At 41.8% G+C, this 24,447-nt stretch carries 18 protein-coding genes; 5 read left to right on the top strand and 13 right to left on the bottom strand.

The window, feature by feature from the left end; genetic code table 11:
• Positions 1-188: 188 nt before the first annotated feature.
• From LG336_RS24945 to LG336_RS24920, 6 genes are all read right to left on the bottom strand, one after another.
• The gene (locus LG336_RS24945) at positions 189-890 is read right to left on the bottom strand and encodes a lactate utilization protein C (protein ID WP_404330169.1); all 702 of its coding nucleotides are present in this window, start codon (positions 888-890) and stop codon (positions 189-191) included.
• A complete protein-coding gene (locus tag LG336_RS24940; RefSeq protein WP_404330168.1) occupies positions 887-2,314 on the bottom strand; it encodes a LutB/LldF family L-lactate oxidation iron-sulfur protein in 1,428 nt (475 codons plus the stop codon). Before LG336_RS24940 ends, LG336_RS24945 begins: the two co-directional genes overlap by 4 nt.
• 16 nt (positions 2,315-2,330) lie before the next feature.
• On the bottom strand, positions 2,331-3,047 hold the full coding sequence (locus LG336_RS24935) for a (Fe-S)-binding protein (protein ID WP_404330167.1): 717 nt from the start codon (positions 3,045-3,047) through the stop codon (positions 2,331-2,333).
• 70 nt (positions 3,048-3,117) lie between these two features.
• Positions 3,118-3,825, bottom strand: a complete 708-nt coding sequence (locus LG336_RS24930; RefSeq protein WP_404330166.1) for a FadR/GntR family transcriptional regulator — start codon at positions 3,823-3,825, stop codon at positions 3,118-3,120.
• A gap of 78 nt (positions 3,826-3,903) precedes the next feature.
• The gene (locus LG336_RS24925; RefSeq protein WP_404333280.1) at positions 3,904-5,484 is read right to left on the bottom strand and encodes an L-lactate permease; all 1,581 of its coding nucleotides are present in this window, start codon (positions 5,482-5,484) and stop codon (positions 3,904-3,906) included.
• Positions 5,485-6,198: 714 nt separating this feature from the next.
• Positions 6,199-7,095, bottom strand: a complete 897-nt coding sequence (locus tag LG336_RS24920; RefSeq protein ID WP_404330165.1) for a LysR family transcriptional regulator — start codon at positions 7,093-7,095, stop codon at positions 6,199-6,201.
• Between the two features lie 402 nt (positions 7,096-7,497).
• Here LG336_RS24920 and LG336_RS24915 point away from each other — a divergent pair, with 402 nt between their 5' ends.
• From LG336_RS24915 to LG336_RS24895, 5 genes are all read left to right on the top strand, one after another.
• Positions 7,498-8,826, top strand: coding sequence for an aspartate aminotransferase family protein (locus tag LG336_RS24915; protein ID WP_404330164.1), 1,329 nt, complete (start codon positions 7,498-7,500; stop codon positions 8,824-8,826).
• 106 nt (positions 8,827-8,932) lie between these two features.
• Complete coding sequence (locus LG336_RS24910) at positions 8,933-10,303, top strand: YjiH family protein (RefSeq protein ID WP_404330163.1); 1,371 nt, start codon at positions 8,933-8,935, stop codon at positions 10,301-10,303.
• 170 nt (positions 10,304-10,473) lie between these two features.
• A complete protein-coding gene (locus tag LG336_RS24905) occupies positions 10,474-11,616 on the top strand; it encodes an alpha-hydroxy-acid oxidizing protein (RefSeq protein WP_404330162.1) in 1,143 nt (380 codons plus the stop codon).
• A 214-nt stretch (positions 11,617-11,830) separates the two neighbouring features.
• Positions 11,831-13,093, top strand: a complete 1,263-nt coding sequence (locus tag LG336_RS24900) for an ATP-binding protein (protein ID WP_404330161.1) — start codon at positions 11,831-11,833, stop codon at positions 13,091-13,093.
• 77 nt (positions 13,094-13,170) lie between these two features.
• Positions 13,171-13,329 carry a hypothetical protein gene (locus tag LG336_RS24895; RefSeq protein WP_404330160.1) on the top strand — a complete coding sequence of 53 codons (159 nt, stop codon included), beginning with the start codon at positions 13,171-13,173 and terminating at the stop codon, positions 13,327-13,329.
• Positions 13,330-13,474: 145 nt separating this feature from the next.
• Here the strand turns inward: LG336_RS24895 and LG336_RS24890 are convergent, their stop codons facing one another.
• From LG336_RS24890 to LG336_RS24860, 7 genes are all read right to left on the bottom strand, one after another.
• Positions 13,475-15,223, bottom strand: coding sequence for an alkaline phosphatase D family protein (locus LG336_RS24890; protein WP_404330159.1), 1,749 nt, complete (start codon positions 15,221-15,223; stop codon positions 13,475-13,477).
• Positions 15,224-15,846: 623 nt separating this feature from the next.
• Positions 15,847-17,007 carry a multiple monosaccharide ABC transporter permease gene (gene mmsB, locus LG336_RS24885; protein ID WP_404330158.1) on the bottom strand — a complete coding sequence of 387 codons (1,161 nt, stop codon included), beginning with the start codon at positions 17,005-17,007 and terminating at the stop codon, positions 15,847-15,849.
• A gap of 6 nt (positions 17,008-17,013) precedes the next feature.
• Positions 17,014-18,543, bottom strand: coding sequence for a multiple monosaccharide ABC transporter ATP-binding protein (mmsA, locus tag LG336_RS24880; protein WP_404330157.1), 1,530 nt, complete (start codon positions 18,541-18,543; stop codon positions 17,014-17,016).
• 366 nt (positions 18,544-18,909) lie between these two features.
• Positions 18,910-19,986 carry a multiple monosaccharide ABC transporter substrate-binding protein gene (gene chvE, locus LG336_RS24875; RefSeq protein WP_404330156.1) on the bottom strand — a complete coding sequence of 359 codons (1,077 nt, stop codon included), beginning with the start codon at positions 19,984-19,986 and terminating at the stop codon, positions 18,910-18,912.
• Between the two features lie 269 nt (positions 19,987-20,255).
• Positions 20,256-21,815 (bottom strand): response regulator, encoded by a 1,560-nt coding sequence (locus LG336_RS24870; protein ID WP_404330155.1) that lies wholly within the window; start codon positions 21,813-21,815, stop codon positions 20,256-20,258.
• Positions 21,816-21,817: 2 nt separating this feature from the next.
• Complete coding sequence (locus LG336_RS24865) at positions 21,818-23,269, bottom strand: sensor histidine kinase (RefSeq protein ID WP_404330154.1); 1,452 nt, start codon at positions 23,267-23,269, stop codon at positions 21,818-21,820.
• Positions 23,256-24,281 carry a sugar-binding protein gene (locus LG336_RS24860; RefSeq protein WP_404330153.1) on the bottom strand — a complete coding sequence of 342 codons (1,026 nt, stop codon included), beginning with the start codon at positions 24,279-24,281 and terminating at the stop codon, positions 23,256-23,258. Before LG336_RS24860 ends, LG336_RS24865 begins: the two co-directional genes overlap by 14 nt.
• Between the last annotated feature and the right edge of the window lie 166 nt (positions 24,282-24,447).

Raw genomic sequence — 24,447 nt, 5'->3', positions numbered from 1 at the left:
AAGACAGGTTGGAAGCATCATGAAGCTTTTCAATCCAAGAGAAACAAAACCGGTTGGTTCCCCAACCGGTTTGCTATTAATTACGGTGAAGTATCAATTAACTGTTCTTATCAAAGATAAACCTTATTTAGTAGATTTAAGAATAAGGTCAAGGGTGGGACAAGGGACCTGTCCCCTATGTCCCAGCCCTAATCCACCAAAATATAAGTAGCCTTAATCGGTCCATGAACTCCGACGATGAGGTTCATTTCGATGTCGGCGCTGTTGCTTGGGCCGGAGATGAAGCTGACGTAGGAGGCGCAGTCTTCGCCTTTGGCTTGGGCTTCGTGAATCCTCTGGGCTGCTTGGGTCATTCGTGGCACCAACGTGCTTTTTGGAATGATTGCAATAAACGTGCGCGGCAGCAAACTAATCGAGCGGCCATTGTTTTTATCATTAAACAAAGTCACTGTACCAGACTCAGCCAACGTGATGTCGCTGAAAACAAGCCCCACATCGGCGCGCTCGGCAACCCGCTGATTTTCTTTCCCAGCCGCAGGGTCCCAAACATGGACATCCATCTGGCCGCGAGCTTCCTCAAAGAACTTCGTTACGCCATATTCCTGGTGACGCTTGTCATTGGATGTAACCACTAGCTTGCCTTCGTATCCGTCAATCGTTTCCTGCAACACCTTCGTTAACCCGTCTCGGTCCGTCCGTTTAAAATCGGTGTGAATCACCTGACAATGTTTTTCCAGCACATCCGCCAATTCGTCCTGACTCATGCCTTTGAACACTTCCTCTTGCGGAGTCACGCTCCACTTCGGGCGTTCTACGCCTTCTGTTCGGCGCTCTCGTCCAAGTCTAGATGCCAGTTTATCTAAAAATGCTTCGCGATTTTCGATTGTCATGACTTTTCACCATCTTTCTGTCTTTGCTTAAACCAAGAACGGAACGATTGACCTTGAGGTGCATAAAAATCACGAGCATCGGTCCAATCCTTTAATGGTCCTGGTCCATTTTCAATCATGCCGTCTTTTGTCCATAGCCCAAGTGCAGGCTTGGCCATTTTCGCACTCATATTATAAATGGCAGGACTTGAAGACCACTTGGCAAATCCTTTCATCATCAATTTTTCAGACGTCGGAGCCATTTGTTCTTTTTCAACAATAATTTGACGATGACGAATCAAATGCTCATGCAACGGAATTTTGACCGGGCAAGCTTCTGTACACGCCGCGCATAACGTCGATGCATACGGAAGCTCTTTATGATCATCGTAACCTTCCAACAACGGCGTGATTACCGCGCCAATCGGACCTGGATAAATCGAGTTATACGCATGGCCACCAATATGGCGATACACGGGACAAACGTTGATACAAGCAGCACAACGAATACAGTGAAGCGCAGACTGAAACTCAGTTCCAAGAATCTTCGAGCGCCCATTATCAACGACAACAAGGTGGAATTCTTCAGGGCCATCAATTTCGCCTTCTAAACGGGCACCTGTAATCGCCGTAATATAACTCGTTAACTTTTGCCCAACCGCAGCACGCGTTAACAGTCCAACCAGAACCTCCATTTCTTCCCAAGTTGGCACAATCCGCTCCATTCCCATTACGGAAATCACGGTATCTGGAAGGCTCGTCACCATTTCAGCATTTCCTTCATTCGTAACGAGAGTCACCGCACCAGACTCAGCAATCGCAAAGTTACAGCCAGTAACCCCAACATCTGCCGCTAAAAAGTCCTGACGCAATTGCTCACGAGCGAAAGCGGCCAATTCTTCTGGCGTGTCAGAACCGGTATAGCCTTTTTTCTTCGCAAACGTTTCGCGGATTTGCTCTTTATTTTTATGCAAAGCCGGTGTCACGATATGGGATGGGGGATCTTCATCCAATTGCAAAATCCACTCACCAAGGTCCGATTCCACGACTTCAGCGCCCACTTCTTCGAGGGCTTTGTTTAAGCCAATTTCCTCGGTGACCATCGATTTCGCTTTCACGACTTTTTTCGCTTTTTTCCTTTGAATTACGCTTTTCACATATTGATTCGCTTCTTCTGCTGTTTCAGCAAAGAACACCTTGCCGCCACGGCGCGCTACGTTTTCACTCAATTGCTGTAAATAATAATCCAAGTTTTCCATGGTATGGTTGCGGATTTCAGCCCCTAACTCGCGCCAATCCTCCCAGTTCCCAAGCTCTGCTGCCTGCGATAGACGGCCATTTCGGAATCTTCCTTGTGCGGAAGAAACGGCCTGTCGCATAAAATCATCTTCAATTCCACTTTGAACCCTGTCTTTATAGGGCTTTTCACCAATTTTAATGCTCATTTGATCCCCTCCAGTCTTAGATAGTGTTTAAGATTTCGGTAATATGAATAATCTTTACGTTTTTCCCTTCACGACGCATTCTGCCACCGATATTCATCAAACAACCCATATCCGCGCCCACTAAATATTCCGCTTCCGTTTCTGCCACATGCCGTGACTTTTCACTGACCATTTCTTGTGAAATCACAGGGTTTTTCACCGAGAACGTCCCTCCGAACCCGCAGCAATCTTCTTCCATTGGCAGGTCCACCAACTCAACGCCTTTCACATTGCGCAACAACGTCTTAGGCTGCTCTTTCACCCCAAGAATTCGCTTCATATGACAAGAGGAATGGAACGTCACTTTCCCTTTAAAAGTAGAGCCCACATCCGTAATCCCCATTACATCCACAAGAAATTGGGTAATCTCGTAACATTTGGCACCAAAAGCCTTTGCTTCTTCTTCCCACTCAGGGTCGCCAGCAAAAATCTTCGGATATTCCTTTAACATCCCCACGCAAGACCCAGATGGGCCGACCACATATTCGGAATGCTTGAACGCCTTCATCATCTGCTTCATCGATTGCTTCGCTTCTTGCAAATACCCACTATTATAGGCAGGTTGTCCACAACAAGTTTGTTCCATCGGATAATCGACTTCACAACCAACTCTTTCTAAAATTTCAAGCGTATCTTTTGCCACATTGGCAAAGAGAATATCGCTCAAACAAGTACTAAATAAGGAAACTTTCATGTTTTTTCACCTCTTTTTAAATATAACGACCTAGCAATCTACTCAAATTATCTTTTAAAAAATAACGACATTACTCAACGTATTTAAATAGCCGTTCTTGGACATTTTGTAAATGCTCCAACATCGCTTGACGCGCTTGTTCTGGCTGTTTCATTTTAATGGCTTCAAAAATTCGCCTATGCTCAATTTGCAAATCCTCAACTTGATTCTCCGAATACAACAGCACTTTTCGCGTTTCTTGAATCGTTTCGGAGGTTAATGCAGAGACACTGCTCATCAAATTCATCAGTAGCTTATTATGAGTCGCATTCGCAATCGCAACGTGAAAATCGAGATCCGCAGTCGATGCTAATTCCTCATTTCCATCTGCATGCTCCATCACAATCAGCGCTTTTTCAATCGCAAGCAAATCTTCTTCTTCGCGAACACAAGCTGCTTGCGCGGCCGTGCCCATTTCTAAAATTTTACGGACCTCGTATAGCTCCTTGACATCCTCTAGCTTCATTAAAAAAGCACTCGTTACGGGCAACTGGAATTTGGTCGGATCAAAGGAATTCACATAGGTTCCTTCACCATGCCTCATTTCCACCAGCCCCATCGTTCGGAGCCCGCTTAATGCCTCACGGATCGTCGAGCTCCCAACTTCAAAGCTTTTCGCTAACTTTTCGACCGAATCTAATTTATCACCTGGCTTTAATTCACCAGTTTTAATTAACTCAATTAATGAGTCTGCAACTTGTTCATAAACCTTTTTCACACGAACACGTTTATATGGCATAACGTTTCAGCTCCCATCTATCTTCTCTATTATACAGAGATTTTTTTTACTCAAAAGATGTTCGCTATTTTAAAAAAATTAAAGAAGATTTAAAAAGATAAACCCTGCAATACCTGCAAGCAGTCCGTAAAGAATAGCAGGTCCTAATGTTTTGCGGATAATTTCGCCTTCCTTACCGGACAAGCCAACAACGGCGCTGGCCGCAACGACATTATGAACACAAATCATGTTCCCCGCCGCAGCACCAATGAGTTGAACGGCTAAGACAATATTGGCCTCTAATCCAACCGAGTTCGCGACATTGTACTGAATGGGCGAGAACGTTAACGTTGAAACGGTTGCACTTCCGGTAATAAACGAACCTAATTCCCCAAGGAACGGCGCAACGAAGATCCACACAGACCCGAGCGAACTCGCAAATGATTCAGCAATAAACTGCGGCATACTTAATAAGTCATTAAGGTTTAGCCCCGAGTTTACGAAAACCTGCACCATTGAAAGCGTGGCAATCAGGGAAATCGCTGTCATTTTCATCGTTGATAACGATTCTTTTGAAGCTTTTACAAAGGTTTGATGGGACTTCCGTTGGAATAAAAACGCTAAAATCGCTGCAAGCGTTAATATCGTTCCTGGTGAATAAAGGAATTCCCAAGAAGATGTAACTCCTTCGACACCTAAAATATTGCGCCAAGTCAAATCGATGGCCTTCGTCGTGAACTCTTTTAGCGGAGGTACGATTCGCGTAAGCAGCAACAAGAGAACGACCATGATATAGGGTGACCATGCTGTCACAATACCCATGTTTGACTTTTCGGTTGCAATCGTAAAATCCTTTCGCATCGCTTGTTTCCACTCTGTTTTCGGAAGCAAGAAGCCTTTCTTGGCTGTGAGAGTGGCAATAATAAGCGTAAACAGCGCTGCAAGAATCGAAACGAACTCATGTCCAAATAAACTTGCCGCCACAAATGCACTTCCTGTATAAACAATTCCAATCAGCATGGTCCATGGAAGCATTGGCCACGCATCTTTGAGACCGTTCCCAAAAAACACCGTTAATATCACCATTAAAATGAATGGGATAAACGTACCCGCTAGTAAATCAACACTTGTCACCGCAACCGCAATGTCTTGGTAAAAAGGGGTGTCAGCACCAGGAATATTGCTCAACCCAACCGCAACTGGCGTTCCAACCGCCCCAAACATTACCGAAGTACTATCCGCAACCAACGCAATCGTTGCCGCGGCGATGGGGTGGAACCCTAATGCCACCAATAATGGCCCTGTAACCATCGCAGGTGTTCCAAATCCTGCGGCCCCTTCAATCAGCGCTCCAAATAGAAACGCCACCACAATCACTTGTACCCGCATGTCTCCTGAAATGCTTTGGAAACCTTGGTTGATCCGAACCACCGCTCCAGTATTACGGAGTGTATTCAAAAGAACCAATGCTCCAAATAAAATCCATAGAATCGTCAGTGTTTTATGTATTCCTTGAAAAACAGATGAGAGTACAACTTGTCCTTCCATCCCCCAAACCGTAAGCGCTAACAAAATAACAATGGCTGAACTCAACGCCATTCCCTTAGCAGCCGGCATCCTTAACAGGACAAGAAAGAGAAACGGAGCAATAATCGCACTCAATGCAACCAGCAATAACATCAAAAACCTTCCCCCTAGTTTTCTAATAGTTTAATGGTTTTTAAGCGTTTACAAATAGAATAAGATAATCAGGTCATCAGATGACCCTATAACTATAGTGGCATACTTTTATAATTTATTCAACAACTAAATAGTTTTTGGGACAAGGGGACAGGCACCTTGTCCCAGTCTCTCCCGGTGGCGGTTGATACAAGGGGACAGGCACTGTGTCCCAGAACTCTCAAGGGAATGATGCCTGTCATCACCCAAGTTTTGCCGGGATTTATAGAATGAGAGATTGGTTTTTCTTGAGGAATAGAGAAAGATGTAAAGTTGCTGACTAATGTTTATCTATCCACCTCAGTTAAGCGCCAAGTCTTACCTGAAAATAGGGTTGAAAGAGTAGGAGGTGGGACAGGCCCAATGTCCCGGTAGGATAGAGAAAAAGCAACGTAGAGGATTAGTTTCTTATAATAAAATAGCAAAACCGACGGGATGACCTCATCAATGATTAGTATAGCTTATGGGTGAAGTCCTGGAAGCTTGTTAAATCAAGTCGGTTTTGATCAAACTTTTGATCAGTCGAGTTGGGGAAAGGTATTCTAAGAGAGTGGAGGAACAAGGGGGTGACTCCAGTTTTTTAGGGACAAGGGTCCCACTGACTTTCCCGGTTTTTTAGGGACAAGGGTCCCCCTGGCTTTCCCAGTTTTTTGGGGAGACAAGGGACCTGTCTCCCTAGGGACAGTGAACCTGTCCCTCTGTCCCTCCCCAAGCTTTCTGTAGGAATGTGTTGAATGTTTGGATGTTGGGTTCTTCTGTGCGTACTTTTAGATTGATGGCGGAGGTGGTGATGGGTTCTGGTACTTGTTGCAGGATGGTGATGGAACCGTCGGTTAATTCTTTTTTGATGACATTTTCGCCCAATATGGCATAGCCGTTGCCGTTTAGGACCGCTCTTTTGATGGTCTCATCACTTCCGCCAACCACGATCATGGATTGGGGTTGTTGTTCTCTTTTTCTAAAATATTGGTCAATGATCGTACTAAAGCTACAATCTTTGTCATAGGAGATAAACGGATATTGGCTAAAGATTTCTTCAGGGCTTTGTTCTTTGTAAATATCCGATGATACGACTAATAGGGTTTGTTCTTCCTCTAAAAACGTTTGTTTGATATCCATTTCATTACAATCACTGGCAATGACCGCAATGTCTGCTACATGATCCTTTACACTTTGGATTGCATGTACACTATTGAGCGGCAGTAGACATACTCGCACGTGAGGATACATTTCCATATAGGTGTTGATTAACGGCAACAGATGGTGCCTGCAGTAGTATTCCGATGCAGCAATCGTCAGAATACCAGAAGGCCCATGCAACTCCTCCATCTCTTTTTCCATTTCTTCGATAAGACCAAATATTTGATCAACATGGCCTTTCAGCTTTTTTCCGGCGACCGTTAATAAGGTCTTTTTGCCAATTCTCGTCAAAAGCGTATGATTCAGCTCTTTTTCTAGAGATTGAATTTGCAAGGTAAGCGTCGGTTGAGTATATCCCAATCTTTTGGCCGCTTTTGTGAGATTCAATTCCTCGGCCACTACTTGAAAGGTTTTTAAATTCCGCAGTTCCAATGGAACACCCCATTTCCTTTTTTATTCTATATAGGAGAGTATATCTATTCGAGTTATTGGATTTTCATAATAAAAATAATGCAATCCTATTATAGCATAGGACTATTGGTGCCTCACTAATGCTAGATTATGGAAGGGTAGGGGATTAAAATTCATAAATATTCACCAACTAACATAATGATTCATAAATTTTTTTAATAGTTATGCTCGTTTCTTACTGAGATTTGTGGTTGATTTTTAAAATAATTCTCCTATAAATCCACATTTCAATAGGTTCCTACGTAGATAACACATCCTGTTTGGTTTATTTTACTATATAGAATTCTTATGGTTTGCAGTTGACTGATAATGCATACTGTGAGAAATTCATAAATATTCATTGCGATAATAGGAGATGTATTTATGATAGATTGGAACACGATTAATGAAGAAGGTTTGCTTGCACCGACGATGGCAAAAGATTTTCCAAATCTACCAGTCGTCAAATCGGAAGGACTTTTTTACATTGGAGTAGATGGGAAAAAATATTTAGATTTTACATCAGGGATTGCGACGGAAAATACCGGACATCGCCATCCAAAGGTGATTGCAGCGATTAAGGACCAAGTGGACCATTTGGTTCATGGTCCTATCGGAATTATTAATTACGAATCTATTATGCTATTAGCTAAGAAACTGCAGACGATTTTACCAGATCCATTAAATTGCTTCTTCTTTGGGAATAGCGGCGCCGAGGCGATTGAAGGGGCCGTGAAACTGGCAAGGCATGTGACGAAAAGGCCATATGTTGTTTCTTTCCTTGGCGGGTTTCATGGAAGAACGATGGGGGCGCTGAGTCTGACGACTTCTAAAAGTAAGTATCGTAAAAGTTTGCCTGTTGGAGCAGGGATGACGTATCAGCTCCCTTATGCCCAGGTGAGTGAAACACCAGAAGGGCTAGACCCGGAAGTGTATTGGTCCCAGCATGTTGAAAAAGACTTTGAACGATTATTCAATCATCAAGCAGCACCAGATGAAGTGGCTGCGGTAATTTTAGAGCCGGTGCTTGGGGAAGGCGGTTATGTCGTTCCGCCCAAAGCGTGGCTGGAGAAAATTCGTGAAATCTGTAATGAGCACGGCATCTTGTTGATCTTTGATGAGGTACAGACCGGTTTTGGCCGGACGGGAGATTGGTTCGCGGCGAATCGCTTTGGGGTGACCCCAGATATTATGGCGATTGCTAAAGGGATTGCGAGCGGATTGCCGCTAAGTGCAACGGTCGCTTCCAAAGAGCTGATGGAGCAATGGGCGATTGGCAGCCATAGCACCACCTTTGGCGGAAATCCGATTGCTTGTGCGGCGGCATGTGCGACCATTGATGTCCTGAAGGAAGAAGGCATGGTGGAAAATGCTAGAATCTTAGGGGAGTATGCCTTAAGCAAACTCATGGACCTGAAGGAAAAACATCCTGTGATCGGGAATGTTCGTGGCATTGGCATGATGTTAGGAATCGAAATTGTTCAGCCTGAGTCCGGGGAACCAAATGGCGATGGCCTCATGGACATTTTAGAAAAATGCCTTCATAAAGGCGTGATTTACTACTTAAGCGGAAATAAAGGGGAGGTTATTCGCATGATGCCTCCGTTAAATGTAGATAGAGAACATTTGGATATGGGGATTTCTTTACTTGATGAAGCCATTACGGAATATGAAGCGGAATTAGGCATCGGGCAGAAGGTCTTGGTGAAGTAATTTGTAAAAGGATTGAAACGAATTAGGGAGTAAGGGGATGAAGGCTCAAGCAGAGTCTTAATAAAGTAATTCGTAAAAAGAACGAAACCATTTAGGGGGAAAAAGGATGAAGGCTCAAGCTAGAGTAGAGCCGCAACAAAAGGTTGCGACGGGGTATTTAAAGTTTATTATTCCTTCTTTGATCGGGGTGCTTCTATTTCTCGTACCGGTCAAATTTAATGGGGAAATCACTATTGGTGTAGGGATTTTGGCTTCACAGGTGAAAAGTTCGTTTAGTGCCTATATGCCTGCTTTTATTGTGTTTCTTTTAGGCTTATCGGCGGGAGTGTCGATTTTGACGAAGGCATTAAAGCCAAGTTTTATTATGGAGGACGCATTTTTAAAAGGGTTATTTGATGTTGGGAAGCTTGGATTGGCTGCGAGAGTGTTCGGGTTCTTGATCGGAATCTTGACGATTTTCGAAGTGGGTCCAGAAGTGATTTGGTCTCGTAATACAGGAGGAGTCGTTCTCTATGACTTGGCTCCTGTGTTGTTAGCTTGGTTTTTATTTGCAGGAATTTTACTGCCGCTTTTAGTGGAGTTTGGCTTGATGGAGTTTATCGGAGCCCTTTTTCAGAAGGTGATGAGACCGTTATTTACGTTGCCGGGGCGTTCCTCGATTGACTCGTTGGCTTCCTGGATGGGAGCGGGAACGGTAGGCGTGTTGGTCACAACGAAACAATATGATGAAGGCTACTATACGAAAAGGGAAGCTGCGGTAATTGCCACAACGTTTTCAATTGCCTCGATTGCTTTTAGTTTAGTGGTTGCTAATGTCGTTGGCCTCGGCCATTTGTTTGTTCCATTTTACTTAACGGTGGCGTTTGCGTGTGTGGTGGCAGCGATTATTATGCCAAGGATTCCTCCGCTTTCCAGAAAACCGGACACCTATTATGAGCCGGTTGGTCAACAGATTGATGAAACCATTCCAGAAGGGGTTAGCAACTTGCAGTGGGGATGGCAGCAGGCGTTGGAAAAGGCTACAAATGCGCCAAGTCCAAGTAAATTGTTTACCAATGGGGTTAAAACAGTTTTAGATATTTGGTTGGGACTGATTCCGCTTGTGATGAGTTTGGGAGCCGCGGCATTGATGATTGCGGAATTCACCCCTGTTTTCCAGACCATTTCTTACCCGTTTGTTCCGGTGTTGGAATGGATGCAAGTGCCTGAAGCAGATGCTGCAGCGAAAACAATGTTGGTTGGCTTTGCCGATATGTTTTTACCGGCCGTCATCGGAAGTGGGATTGAGAGTGAATTGACACGATTTATCGTGGCGGGACTTTCGTTAACGCAGTTAGTGTATATGTCGGAAATCGGAATCTTAATTCTACGCTCCAATATTCCATTAAGCATATTCGAGCTATTTATTATTTTCATCGAAAGAACGATTATCACATTACCAATTATTGTTTTAATTGCTCATTTATTTGTGTTTTAAAAGGGCTCTTTTCTCAAACTTTGTTGCTCTTGTATACAAAATAGGTTGGAATAAGCTTTTTTCACAATTAAGTAGCCTTTTGATTATGGCAAGGGGATGGTTCTTCTGCTTCCGGCTGGAAGCGGCAGATCTGTCCCTTGCTTTATTTTTCAAGAAAGAAGGTGTTTGACATGACGGTTGCAAATCGAGACATTTTAATGAAAAACATAAGTAAGGAAACGGATTTTCCGCTTTCTTTTGAAGAATGGGAGCAAAAAGCGGCGGAGAAAATGATGCCGGGCGGATTCGGGTATGCAAGCAGCGGTGCAGGCAGGGAAGAAACGGCGAAAAGAAACCAGGAGGCATTTTCAAAGTGGGCAATCGTGCCGCGGATGCTCAATGACGTTTCCAAGGTCGATATGGGTATTTCCTTATTTGGACGCCGTTACCCTAGTCCATTCTTGCTTTCGCCGATTGGAATGCAGGTGCTTGCCCATGAGGAAGGTGAACTGGCTACGGCAAAAGCGGCGGCGTCCATGGGGGTTCCCTTTCTTGTCAGTACGGTGTCTACTTATTCTTTGGAGGAAATTGCTGCGGCTATTCCGACAGGCTCGAAGTGGTTTCAGCTTTATTATTCTAGCGTAAATCCTGAGGTTTCTTTTAGCATGGTGGAAAGGGCGGAAAAAGCGGGCTATGAAGCAATCATCATTACCGTTGATACCGTGATGGCAGGATGGCGGGAAACGGATATGCGAAGTCAGTTCTCCCCGCTGTCACAAGGATATGGGAAAGGGAACTATATCCAAGATCCTGTGTTTATGGAGTCTTTGCCAAGCCACGACCATGACTCGATTGTTACGGGAATCTTGGAAAATATCCAGCATCCTTCCCTAACCTGGAAAGAGATCGCTGAGGTGAAAAAGCGGACGAGCCTGCCTGTTTTAGTAAAAGGGATTCTCCATCCGGAAGACGCGGAAATGGCTTTGGAGTACGGAGTTGACGGGATTATTGTCTCCAATCATGGAGGCCGTCAGCTTGATGGCGTGATTGCTTCCATTGATGCCCTGCCAGCCATTGCCGAGCGTGTAAAAGGGAAGATTCCTATTTTACTAGACAGTGGGGTACGCCGGGGAATCGACGCAGTGAAAGCCTTGGCGTTAGGAGCCAATGGTGTGTTAATCGGTCGACCATTCTTGTATGGCCTAGCTGTAGGCGGGCAACAAGGGGTCGAAAAAGTACTAGAGCGATTCATGCAGGAAACAGAAGTCACCCTTGCCTTATCGGGAATGGCGGACTTATCAGAATTGTCGAGGTTGAAGGTTGTGAGGGGGTAGGGGCATGTGCCCGTGCTTCGTTCTTTTAATAGATTGACTAACACTGATTATTAAAATAAGAAGGATCCGTCACTTCGCATTATTCATATAAAAATGGTGTTAAAGTTACATTAATATTTACGCCCTATAATTCGGAATGTAAAATATAGGAGTTGCCTATTGCCTTGTTCTTTGTGATCATGTCGGAACTTAAAAGATTAGGAGACATACGTTTATGGGGTTTGTTTATATTAATCACCATTTTTTAGATAATCTGTTTTATATTTTAGTGAGTGTTTTTGTTTATTTTATCTTAATCGATCACTCGAAAAGAATGAAACAGTATAAAAAGACACTTTTAATTGCTTGTATGAGTGTACCAATCATTCTATGTATGAGATTCCCTATTTATATTGATGAGTATTGTGTTCATGATTTTAGGCAAATTCCTCTCTTCATAGGAACCCTTTATGGTGGATGGCCAGTGGGTGCCGTTTTGTTAGTCATCACATTACTAGGAAGGTTTTATCTATTTGGATTCAATTTTCTTACGCTCATTGTTTATCTCGTGATTTTTTTCTCAACAGCCCTCTTTGCCAATAAGTTTAATGGGTTCAAACGTAAGGGGAAAGTGCTTAGCTCATCCTTGCTTTCTTTCGTGGTTGGAGTCATGACCACTCTTATTGCAGTTTCATTCTCTGATTTCTTCCAAGTAACGGAGGCTTATGTATTTTATTTTGTTATAATGCCTCCAATCATTATGTTTTCGTTCGTCTATTTGGCTGAAACCTTGCAAGATGCCATTAATATTAAGCCCAAAATGGTGAAGCTAGAAAAAATGGAAGTCGTCAGCCAGCTTGCTGCAAGTATATCCCATGAAGTCAGAAACCCATTAACAGTAGTAAAGGGATTCATTGATTTATTAAAGGATCCAAATCTGTCTCAAGATAAGAGGGACGAGTATATTGAACATATCAATCGCGAACTCCAAAGTGCTGAATCAATTATTAGTGATTACTTAGCATTTGCGAAGCCTGCTACTGAACAAATCAATCCTATTTTTGTCGATCGTGAAATAAGTAGTATTCTTCAAATGATTAAACCATGGGCCAATATGAATTCGGTGCACATTTCAGAAGAGTTGACTCCAGGGGTGATCCACGGGAATACTCAGCATTTTAAACAATGCTTTATAAACTTAATTAAAAATGGGATAGAAGCGATGCCTGAAGGTGGGGAGCTTCGTGTCATTACTTCTGTAAGTAATAAACATATAACGATCAAAATAGAGGATTCCGGCGTTGGAATGACAAAAGAACAGCTTAACCGCTTTGGTGAACCTTATTACAGCAGTAAGGAAAAGGGGACTGGATTAGGCTCAATGGTCATCGTCCGGACAATTCAGACTATGAATGGCACACTGGATATAAGCAGTGTCCTTCATAAAGGAACAACCATAACAGTAAAGCTACCAGAGATGGAATCAGACGCCCGCTGAGCTGAATGGGACAAGGGGACATGCACCTTGTCCCGCCGGAAAGGACCTAATTGATTATTCCTGGGGGCTATGGGGCTATGAAACATGCATATAAATTGTGGGGAACTCTTTTAAACCGGGCAGGGAGCGGTGGCCTTTATCCTGTTTTTGATGATGAATCCTTTTCGGATAAGCTACAAGTCATACCTGAAGATAGAGTTGTAGCATCACGAAGCATTTTAATCATAGAATCATAGAAAATCAAAACCGGTTGGGTTCCCCAACCGGTTTTGTTAATTCTATAAGGTAAATGATCGAAGGTCTAAGATTCTTATCAAAGACAAGCCTAAAATAGCTGATTTGAGAAATAGCCTAGGGGCGGGACAGGGTCCCCGTGTCCCATTAATTTTTTACCTTCTGTCGCTTTTTCTCCATCTGTTTTTCATGTGCACGCTGGTGAGCGCGATGGCGGTCTTCTTCGACCTCACTGGACATTTGGATCCCCATTGGGACTGTGGAAGTAGCGATTTCTTGTATTCCTTCTTGGTTCTTTTCATAAATAAAGGAAGCTCTAGTGGAAATATCCGCTCCTGGCTGTTGGACGTAAGGTAGCACGCGGTAGTCGGCACGCCATTGTTGTGGAGTGACCTGACAGCGAACATAGCCGCGGAAATTGTTAAAGAACCTAATATTTGGGTTTTGATCTAACGTCTTCTGCGTATCGGCGCGCCAGTCGGACCCGTCTGCCCCAGAAGAGATTGAGGTACCCACAAATTCCGCTCCGAAGATTGGCGCATCCGGGTTATTATAATCGGTCATGAGATTGGATGCCCAGCTTGCATGAACATCTCCCGTCAACACAATCAGGTTGTTTATGTTTTTCTCGGTGACGAAATTGGTGATTCGTTCACGAGCAGCTGGGTAGCCATCCCAAGAATCCATACTGAATCTAGGAGCATCGCTTGTCCCAAAGTTCCGCTGAGCAAAGAAAATTTGCTGTGCGAGCACATTCCATTGGGCGGAAGAGCTTCCAAGATGATTGAGCAGCCACTTCTCTTGTTCTGTACCAAGGAGTGTCCGCTTAGGATCTAATGATTCCGGAGAATGTGGCTTGCTACCATCACCATTTGCTTGATCATCGCGGTATTGGCGCGTATCCAACACATAAAAGGAAGCTAAATCCCCATAGTTGAAATCTCGATATAATTGCATGCGGCCTTCATGTGGAAGGGAGGACTTGCGAAGCGGCATATGCTCGTAGTATGCCTGATAGGCAGCGGCCCGGCGTTTGACGAATTCCTCCACAGACTGACCTTTTTCAGGTGTCACGTTGGCATAGTTGTTTTCAACTTCATGGTCATCCCACGTCACGATCCATGGAAATGCCGCATGTGCCGCTCTCAAGTCTGCATCAGAGCGATACTGTGCATAACGGTTGCGGTAATCTTCAATCGTGATGATTTCCTCGCCTTTATGGGTGCGGACATTGCCACCGGATGCTACATATTCATTTGCCCCATATTCATAGATATAATCTCCAAGATGGAAAACGAGGTCTAACTCTTCATTGGCCATATGCTTATAGGCCGTAAAATAGCCATGTTCATATTGCTGGCAGGATGCAAAAGCAAAGGTCAGGCTGGAAACAGCGTCGCCTTTGGCTGGAAGAGTTTTTGTTTTACCAACCGGGCTGATTTCATTCCCACTTTTAAATCGATAAAAATAAACGGTTTTCGGCTTCAAGCCGGTTACTTCGACGTGAACGGAATGGGCAAGAGCTGGAGAGGCCTGTTCGGTCCCACGCTTGATTACATTGCGGAAGTTTTCATCCGTTGCAAGCTCCCATTGAACAGGCACCACATGGGCAGGCATCCCGCCACCATTAAGTGGATCTGGAGCCAATCTTGTCCATAATACGACGCTGTCTGAAAGCGGGTCCCCGGAGGCCACCCCTAAGGTAAACGGGTATTTGCTGAACTCAGGCGCAGCATCAACGGAAAACCCACCTAACGACTGGGCAATCGTTAGACCAAGGGAAAGCCCAGCAATTTTCCCCGTCGTTTCAAAAAAGCTGCGGCGGTCCATATTTTTGTTTAACGTTCCTTCATTCAATTTCTTCATCATTTCTTCTAAAGTTCGATCATTGGTCATTTGGTATCCCTCCTAAAATCTCTAACTGCTAAACATTATAGAGGGGAATTGTTAATGAAATGTAAATATATGTAAAGTAGAATGCGAGATTCTAAGAGGAAGAAGAGAAAATAGGATTAGTACTTTAGTAGTGAAAGAATCAATTTCAACACTTCGTTTAAAAAATAGCCTCATTCCTATACCAATGGCATATGACAAAATAGGCCTATTTTCTTGTCATTCTTCATAATTTCTTAAAAAAATATTAAAATTTCCCGAGCGTTGTCGGATTCAAGGTGGTGGGACAAGGGGACAGGCACCTTGTCCCAAAAGGAATCTAATCGATGGAAAATGTAAAATTTCAACCCATTTTTGCTGATTCATATTATCTATCCACCTCAGTTAAGCACCAATCCTAACCTGGAAATAGGCTTAAATCACCGCGAAGCTTTCAATCATAAAAAACCAAAACCGGTTGGGGGAACCCAACCGGTTTGTTTTTTGCTTTAAAGTAAAGTACCAATAAGCTCGTCTACTCAATGATAAGCTTTATAGTAGATTTGATGAAAGAATTTTGTAAGAACAGGGGGTGGGACACGGTGCCTGTCCCTCTGTCCCATCCCACCCAAGGAACATATGCCCCCTTAGGATTTCTTCTTATTGATAATGTCAAATGCTACGGCTGCTAGTAATACTAGGCCTTTGATTGCTTGTTGCCAGTCGATTCCTAGACCTAGGATGGACATCCCGTTGTTCATGACACCCATTACTAGACCACCGATAACGGCGCCGACTACTGTACCTACACCACCGTAAGCGGAAGCTCCACCGATGAATACGGCTGCGATTGCATCTAGCTCGAATAGGTTACCAGCTCTTGGAGTTGCTGCATTTAGACGAGCAGCGAAGATTAAACCGGATAAAGCGGCTAACACACCCATGTTGACGAAAACGCCAAATGTTACTTTTTTCGTTTGAACGCCAGATAGGGAGGCAGCTTTTAAGTTTCCACCAACAGCGTAAACATGACGACCAATAATCGTCTTTTTCATCACAAACGTATACGCAACAATGATGATAAATAAGATGACTAGAATGTTAGGAAGTCCTCGATATGTTGCTAAAACGTATGTGAACGTATTGACTACAGCAAAAATGGCCACTAGCTTTGCATAAAATAACCCTTTAGAACCTACTTCAAAGTTATATCTCAATTGGTTGTTTCGACCTTTGATCTCTAGACCAATCAAGATGAGGGATACGGCAACACCAATGACGATTGAAAGGATATGAATGTCAGTCCCACCGAAAAAGTCAGGTAGGAAACCATTACTGATTTTTTGGAATGACTCCGGATATGGAGCAATTGATTGCCCCTGCAATACGACTAACGTTAAACCTCTGAATAGTAACATCCCAGCAAGGGTTACGATAAAGGCTGGTATACCAACATAAGCAACCCAGAAACCTTGCCATGCACCGATTAAGGCACCAACAGCAAGACAGATGATGACCGCAAGAACTGGGTTCATCTGCATATTAATCATTAAGATCGCTGAAATCGCCCCAACAAAGGCAGCAACCGAACCAACGGATAAGTCAATATGTCCGGTGATAATCACTAGCACCATTCCAACTGCTAGAATTAAAATGTAACTGTTTTGTAGAATAAGGTTTGTAATGTTTAATGGCTTTAATAGAGTACCGTCCGTTAAAACTTGAAACAATAAAGTGATTAACACTAAAGCAATAACCATACTAGATTGCTTTAGATTCTTTTTTAATAAAGTAGTTATTGAATTCATTATGAGTTACCCCCTACTATTTGTCATATACTTCATTAGAACTTCTTGTGTTGCGTCGGCTTTCTCCACTTCACCAGTGATTTGACCTTCACTCATGACGTATATTCGGTCACACATGCCGATAATTTCTGGAAGTTCGGATGAAATCACGAGAATGCCTTTTCCTTGACTCGCTAACTCATTCATAATCGAATAAATTTCATATTTTGCTCCAACGTCAATCCCTCTCGTCGGTTCATCTAAAATAAGAAGGTCAGGTTCAGAGAACATCCATTTACTTAACACAACCTTTTGTTGATTTCCGCCACTTAAATTCCCAACCGTTTGCGTAACGCTAGGCGTTTTAATATTCATTTTCTTGCGGTAGTCTTCGGCAACAACGTACTCTTTGTTGTCATTGATGACATTGTTATTCGCAATCTTCTTTAAGCTTGCGAGAGAGATATTTTCTTTTATATCATTCATTAAAATTAACCCGTATTCTTTTCGATCCTCGCTCACATAGGCAATTCCTTCATTAATCGCTTTCGTCACATTTGATAGATCTAATTGTTTGCCATCTTTATAGACTTCCCCGGTTGTCTTTTTGCCATAGGATTTACCAAAGATACTCATCGCAAGTTCCGTTCTTCCTGAACCCATTAATCCAGCAATCCCAACAATTTCTCCCTTTTTAATATGGAGATTTACATCTTTTACGATTTGTCGTTCACTTTGGATCGGGTGGAAGGTACTCCAATGTTTGACTTCAAAGAAGGTTTCTCCTATGTTTGGTTGTCTGTCAGGATAACGGTTCGTTAAGCTACGACCAACCATCCCACTGATAATTCGATCCTCCGTGATATCCTCCGTCGCGATTGTTTCAATCGATTGACCATCGCGGATGATGGTAACGGAATTCGCTACTTTTTTAATTTCATTTAATTTATGAGAAATAATAATTGATGTCATACCCTGGTTTCGTAATTCCATCAATAGATCTAATAGATTCTCACTATCATTTTCGTTTAGCGCTGCGGTAGGCTCATCTAAAATGAGAAGCTTTACATTTTTTGATAAAGCTTTCGCGATTTCAACCAACTGCTGCTTCCCAACACCGATATCCTTAATTAAGGTATTGGGTGATTCCTGCAAGCCAACTTTGGTTAATAAATCTCTTGCCTTGCTAATGGTTTCATTCCAGTTAATTACGCCTTTTTTCGCCTGTTCATTCCCTAGAAAGATATTTTCAGCAATCGAAAGCTCAGGAATAAGCGCCAATTCTTGGTGAATAATAACAATTCCTAAATCTTCACTTTGTTTAATATCCTTAAATTCACAAAGTTGTTCATTAAAGAGAATATCCCCATCATACGTTCCATAAGGATAGACCCCACTTAGTACCTTCATTAATGTGGATTTACCAGCACCATTTTCCCCGCAAATTGCATGGATTTCAGCTTCGACAACTTTTAAATTCACGTTATCCAATGCTTTTACCCCTGGGAATTCTTTTGTGATGCTTTTCATTTCTAAAATGATTGATTCCGATTTCATTTCATCACACCCTCTTGTTTATGAGAAATAGTAGTCTACTACCCTTGAGTCCTATTTATCGCAACTAGTAAGATAATTATTACCAGTGAAAGTCCTAGTTCATTGAATCCGCTTGCATTTGAGTGATTTATAAAAATAGAGAATGATAATTTGTTGGCTGTGTTAAAGTAGGTTATTGATTTTTCTCATGTTGATTGGAGCGGAAATCAACATACATGTCTAACACAGCCAACTTATTAGTTTTTACGATTCTTTTCGAATGAGTATTTTTAAAACTTACTAGCATTTCTTTAGTAGTTCTTATCTAAAAAAGGAGTAATCACCACCTGGTTAATTACTCCATCATATCCTTTTGTTCACTAACAATTATTGAAGCTGATCTTCTGTATAATATCCGCTGTCAAGGATGACTTCTTTATAGTTTTCAGCATCTACGTATACCGGCTCTAATAGGAAAGAAGGGACCACTTTTTTACCATTATCGTAAGTTTCAGTGTCATTTACTTCAGCCTCTTCACCAGAAACAATCGCTTGAACCATTTCTACAACTTTTTCTGCTAATTTACGAGTGTCTTTAAATACAGTCATAGACTGATCACCAGCGATGATTGCTTTCAATGATTGAAGTTCAGCATCTTGTCCAGTAATATATGGCAGATCCGTGTACCCAATGTTTTTAAGTGCAGAGATAATCCCAATTGCAAGTCCGTCATTTGGAGATAATACAGCGTGTACTTCTTCATCTGTGTAGTATGTGCTTAATAGGTTATCCATTCTGGCTTGTGCATTTGCAGCGCTCCAAGTCATTGTAGACACTTTGTCCATGCCAACTTGGCCACTCTTCACAACTAATTTACCTTCGTCGATATACGGCTGTAATACAGACATCGCACCATCGTAGAAGAAGTATGCATTGTTATCGTCAGGAGATCCACCGAATAATTCGATGTTAAATGGACCTGCTTGGTTTTCTAAGTCTAACGCTTCAACAAGGTAGTTCCCTTGTGTTACACCTACTTTGAAGTTATCAAATGTTGCATAGTAAGAAACGTGCTCAGAACCTTTGATTAAACGGTCGTAAGCGATTACAGGAATTTCAGAATCAGCTGCCATTTGAAGGACGTTTGTTAATGCATCCCCATCGATGGCCGCAACGACGAGAACGTCAACGCCTTTAGTAATCATGTTTTCGATTTGAGACACTTGAGTTTCAACAACATCTTCTGCATATTGTAAATCTACTTTATAATCCATTTTTTCTAATTCTTTTTCCATATTGGCTCCATCGTGAACCCATCTTTCAAGAGACTTAGAAGGCATTGATACACCAATGAATCCTGCTTCACCACTACCACCATCTGTAGAAGCCTTATCGCCTCCACCACATGCTGTTAAGACAGCAGCTATTAAAACTGCGATGAATAATAGACCTAATTTCTTCATGTTTATTTTCCCCCTCTATTATTTGCTTTGAATGCGCTTACAAGTAATATTGTATTTTACGAGGGGCATGAATAAAATCTTAAACTATAGCAAATTAATATGTCTTTCTTGAAAATATTAGATTATGAAAATAAAAATTGTCCTAATCTTCGACCCATTTAGGATTATTTTAACTAAATAGCATTTTTTTAATGTAACTTTGGAACTAAAAGCAAAAAAGTTCTAGCCTAATGCTAGAACTTTTTAATTAAAAATAAAAAAATACTATTTTATTGAATCGATTGCCGATAATCACTTGGTGAGGTGCCCGTGTATTTTTTAAATACACGACTAAAGTAATTAGGATCTTTATAGCCAACATGAAAGCAGACTTCTTTAACACTTTTCTGCCTTGAACGAATGAGTTCTTTTGCTCGTTTTACCCTTAATTCCGTTAAATAATCAATGAACGAACTTCCGGCACGCTCTTTAAACGTTTTACTGAAATATTGGGGACTTAAATTCACGACCTCGGCTACTTCTTCTAGTGTGATGGCCTTATCGAAATGATCCGCAATGTATTCCTTTGCAATGGCCATGATATCTTTGGATTGTGAGTAATACATCGAATGGATGTAATTGGCGATACTCATGAGTTCTTCCTGAAGTTTAAATACGCTGTTACTTTCTGCTAGATTTTTGTTAACGGTAATCGAGATGCCTGAGTCAATAATTTGGCGGCTTAATAGGACTAAAAACTCAGAGACTTTCTCTTCCATTTCCTTTGTATTTTTACTATAGGCAACAAGGGAATCGATATACTTCTTATAATGAACGGGTACGCCATCGACGAGCCCCGAAGTAACCGCCTCCAATAATTTCTTCTCCAAATCGTACGAATAGGTGATCCCTTGAGAATCCTCTTTTTCCGTTAGCAGTTGACTATAAAATTGAACCTGGTAAGGGCGCTTGATAGAAGAAAGTGCATAGAGTGCTTCATGGTAAGACTGGACAAACTTTTCTACCTCGTCGTATAAACGTCCAATCCCAATCGAGAACGTGAAGTCAGGGAAGGCCTGTCTCAGCTTAAAGATCATTTCCCTTCCACATGTCATCGCCAACTCCTTCACTTTTGGTTTCTGATTGCTGTATTTTTCATCTACCTGAATCAGGACAGGGATTCGCCCCAGCGTTTCCTCCCCGACAAAATGGTTGGGAAAATAGTGGTTCAATCCTGTTTGGATAAAAGAAATAAATTCTCCTGGCTCCTGGTGATGGGGTGTCTCATTCATTTTCATCCATTCAAAGACTATCACAAAGCTTTCTTTCTGGAAGGTTTCATCTAAATCTAGATGGATGACATTTTGTTTGTTCGAAGCTTGCATTAACATCGATGTGATGACTCGCGACTGGACGATGGATAACGCACGGCGATAATTATCCCTTAACGTGAGTTCTTCTGTTCGTTTTGCTTTTTCCTGCTCAATTTCCTGTATGGCTTTCTTTAGGGGCTCAATAATTTCTTCTCTGTTATAGGGTTTAAGAATGTAATCCTGCACCCCAATCTTCACCAACTGACGGGCGTATTCGAATTTGTCAAACGCTGTTAACATAAAAATATTTACGTTACGATTCAGCTTCTTAATTTCCTTTGCAGCTTCTACTCCATCAATTCCAGGCATTTTTATATCTAAAAAGATAATATCTGGACGAAATTCTTCCGCTTTTAAGATAGCGGTACGACCGCTGTCTGCTTCATCTATTACAATGGAGGGGAAGTTTTCCGTTAAGATCATTTCCAGTCCTTTTCGCTCGATTGCTTCATCATCGACGATTAATACTCTATACATAGTTAGTCAGCCTCCGATGTAATTTTTTTAGGGAATTCTAACTTAATGGTGGTCCCTTGTCCAATCTCCGATTCAATGGAAATACGTTCTTTTGATTGATAAAATAATTCCAGTCTCCTAAATACATTTTTCACGCCTAAACCTGTGGAATGTCCAGTCGACTTGGTGGTATTCGTAGACTTATCTAAAAGCATATTTATTTTCTCTTGATCCATCCCAATTCCATTATCTCGTATTTTCAGAACGATTAGTTCCCCTTGGGCGTAACCTTCAATTTCAATCATTCCTCTTTGCTCATAAGGTTCAATTCCGTGAATAAACGCATTTTCTACCAAAGGCTGTAGGGTAAGAATCGGCAGCTTTAGAGACAAGCATTCTTCGGAAACGTTTACAGTGAAATCGACCCGGTCCTGGAATCTTGTTTTTTGAATGTAAAAGTACTCTTGAACCACACTGATTTCATCTGACAGAGTGACAGGTTTGTCCATCGACCCAAGATTATATCTTAGTAATTTTGAGATTGAGTTAATAAGCTTATAGATTTGTTCTGACCCATTAATCAGGGCATACTTTGAAATCGTATTCAGTGTATTAAATAGGAAATGTGGGTTGATTTGACTTTGAAGACTTTTCAATTCCATTTCTTTTAAAAGTTTCTCTTGTTCCGATTTTTCCTTTAATTGACGTACATTATCATCTAAATCTGTGCGCATTTTATTAAAGGTTTTCGATAAAAAACCAATCTCGTCGTTCGATTCAGGAAGGGGGGGCCCATCTAATTTTCCCCTAGCCACTTCGCGGGCGGCTCGTGTTAATTGATAGATTGGACGAGTAATGTTTTGACTGAACAAATACGTGATCATTAAACCAAAAGACAGTGCGGCGATGGTCATAAACACCAAGGTTAACTGCACATAGTCATTTCTTTTATTAATAGCATTATAATAGGTCTGAAACATAGACAAGTCATCATTTAATAGAGTTAAGGTTTGATCCTGAATGAAACCAATCAGCATGAAGGCTTCTTTTTGGCTTGCAGAATAAGCCCCGATGTCATCCGCTAATAACGAATTCACTGCAGAATCACTTTCTTCAATAAAGCTATCAATGATATTCTGGTAATTTTTCGTGTCGATAAAGTTGGCTTCATTTTGAAAGTTTGTTTCTAATAATCTCTTTGCATCCATAAGTTCTTGGCGACTAGCCTGGTATTCATCTAAATCGGTTGGTAGCTGCCTGATTAAAAAGGTTTCCAACGCTTCATACGTCTTTGCTGACTTTTGTGAAACATCGTTCAGCATAAAAAACCGTTCCTGAATATTGGTATATTGCTGGATTGTCTGATTATTATTGTAAACGACAAACAAGGAAAAGCTAATCATGGTTAAAAATAAGATGATGAAAAAGACGATGAACTTCGTTCTGATGGGAATGGATAAATTAGTCCTTGTCATTCTCAACATCCTCTTTCGTTAAAAGCGTTATTGGCGTATAGATATTCTTCTCGATCGCTTTCCCTTGACCAAGGTCAATTAATAAATTTACACCTGTATACCCCATTTGATAAGGTTCCTGCTTTAGTGCAGTATGAATTTCACCTGATTTTAATAAATCAAACGTTTCTTCAAATACATCAAATGCGTAAACTCGTATATTTGAGGAAGGTTTCGCCTTTTTAATCCCCTCAACAATGCCAAAGCTGTCTAATGCACTTGTCCCATACAAGATGGAAATGTCCGGGTGGTTCTTCAACATTTGATAGGTTTTTTCAGCTCCTTGAATTTTGCTCAGATTGGAACTTTCAACCGCGACAACTTCCATTCTATTATCTGTACTTATCGCATCAAGGAAGCCTTGTACTCTTTCTTCTAAATTAATATTAATTAAATTTCCGTTCAAAATCCCAACTTTTGTTTTACCAGAGGTTTCATCAAGCACGGTTAACCCCATTTCATAACCGGCCTGATAATTGTCGGTCCCAACATATGTCCACTCATCATTATTTTCTAAATCAGAATCTACAAAGATAACAGGAATCCCTCTTTCCACTGCTTTATTAATAACAGGCTCAAACTCCTGAGTCAGGCCCTGTGTTAAGATCCCATCCACCTTCGAAGCAATGGCCATTTCAATTAGCTTAATAAGATCATCCACATTTGTTTGTGCCGTACCCCAGTATTCAATCGTCACATCATTTTCCCCAGCAGCCGCCTTCGCCCCCGCATAAAGATCCTGCAAATAAGGGTTTTCCAACTCCTGTATAATTAAAACAAAATGCTTATCATTCCGCTCAGCAATCTGATTATTACCCATAGGCGTTTCAATATGAATCGTCTCCTTAAAAAAATAAAACGTAAGAATCACAGAAACAACCAACACAATGATAAATATCGGGACAAGGGTCCCTTGAGGGACAAGGGGACAGGTTCCTTGTCCCATTTTAAAAAAGCGCTTTCGTGACTTCATTAGAAAAATCTCCTTCATTGGTTCTTACAATATGTTGTACGAATGAATCTTCACTTAAGAGAGCGGTTCCATTTTTATTCTGGTCCTAATAGGTTTTCTACTTCCTTTAGTATAGAGGGGAGAGGCGGTAGGGACAAGGGGACAGGTAGCGACATACTACTGAAAA

Source organism: Mesobacillus maritimus, from assembly GCF_044803185.1.
GTDB lineage: Bacteria > Bacillota > Bacilli > Bacillales > Cytobacillaceae > Mesobacillus_B > Mesobacillus_B maritimus_B.
This window is presented reverse-complemented; position numbering and strand designations above follow the sequence as displayed.

Excerpts from the sequence above, each read along its gene's own strand:
- LG336_RS24870 (WP_404330155.1), bottom strand. The coding sequence starts at position 21,815 with ATGTATAGAGTATTAATCGTCGATGATGAAGCAATCGAGCGAAAAGGA.
- mmsB (WP_404330158.1), bottom strand. The coding sequence starts at position 17,007 with ATGAATTCAATAACTACTTTATTAAAAAAGAATCTAAAGCAATCTAGT.
- LG336_RS24915 (WP_404330164.1), top strand. The coding sequence starts at position 7,498 with ATGATAGATTGGAACACGATTAATGAAGAAGGTTTGCTTGCACCGACG.
- LG336_RS24945 (WP_404330169.1), bottom strand. The coding sequence starts at position 890 with ATGACAATCGAAAATCGCGAAGCATTTTTAGATAAACTGGCATCTAGA.
- LG336_RS24940 (WP_404330168.1), bottom strand. The coding sequence starts at position 2,314 with ATGAGCATTAAAATTGGTGAAAAGCCCTATAAAGACAGGGTTCAAAGT.
- mmsA (WP_404330157.1), bottom strand. The coding sequence starts at position 18,543 with ATGAAATCGGAATCAATCATTTTAGAAATGAAAAGCATCACAAAAGAA.
- LG336_RS24900 (WP_404330161.1), top strand. The coding sequence starts at position 11,831 with ATGGGGTTTGTTTATATTAATCACCATTTTTTAGATAATCTGTTTTAT.
- LG336_RS24910 (WP_404330163.1), top strand. The coding sequence starts at position 8,933 with ATGAAGGCTCAAGCTAGAGTAGAGCCGCAACAAAAGGTTGCGACGGGG.
- LG336_RS24890 (WP_404330159.1), bottom strand. The coding sequence starts at position 15,223 with ATGACCAATGATCGAACTTTAGAAGAAATGATGAAGAAATTGAATGAA.
- LG336_RS24905 (WP_404330162.1), top strand. The coding sequence starts at position 10,474 with ATGACGGTTGCAAATCGAGACATTTTAATGAAAAACATAAGTAAGGAA.
- LG336_RS24860 (WP_404330153.1), bottom strand. The coding sequence starts at position 24,281 with ATGAAGTCACGAAAGCGCTTTTTTAAAATGGGACAAGGAACCTGTCCC.
- chvE (WP_404330156.1), bottom strand. The coding sequence starts at position 19,986 with ATGAAGAAATTAGGTCTATTATTCATCGCAGTTTTAATAGCTGCTGTC.
- LG336_RS24865 (WP_404330154.1), bottom strand. The coding sequence starts at position 23,269 with ATGACAAGGACTAATTTATCCATTCCCATCAGAACGAAGTTCATCGTC.
- LG336_RS24930 (WP_404330166.1), bottom strand. The coding sequence starts at position 3,825 with ATGCCATATAAACGTGTTCGTGTGAAAAAGGTTTATGAACAAGTTGCA.
- LG336_RS24925 (WP_404333280.1), bottom strand. The coding sequence starts at position 5,484 with ATGTTATTGCTGGTTGCATTGAGTGCGATTATTGCTCCGTTTCTCTTT.
- LG336_RS24895 (WP_404330160.1), top strand. The coding sequence starts at position 13,171 with ATGAAACATGCATATAAATTGTGGGGAACTCTTTTAAACCGGGCAGGG.
- LG336_RS24935 (WP_404330167.1), bottom strand. The coding sequence starts at position 3,047 with ATGAAAGTTTCCTTATTTAGTACTTGTTTGAGCGATATTCTCTTTGCC.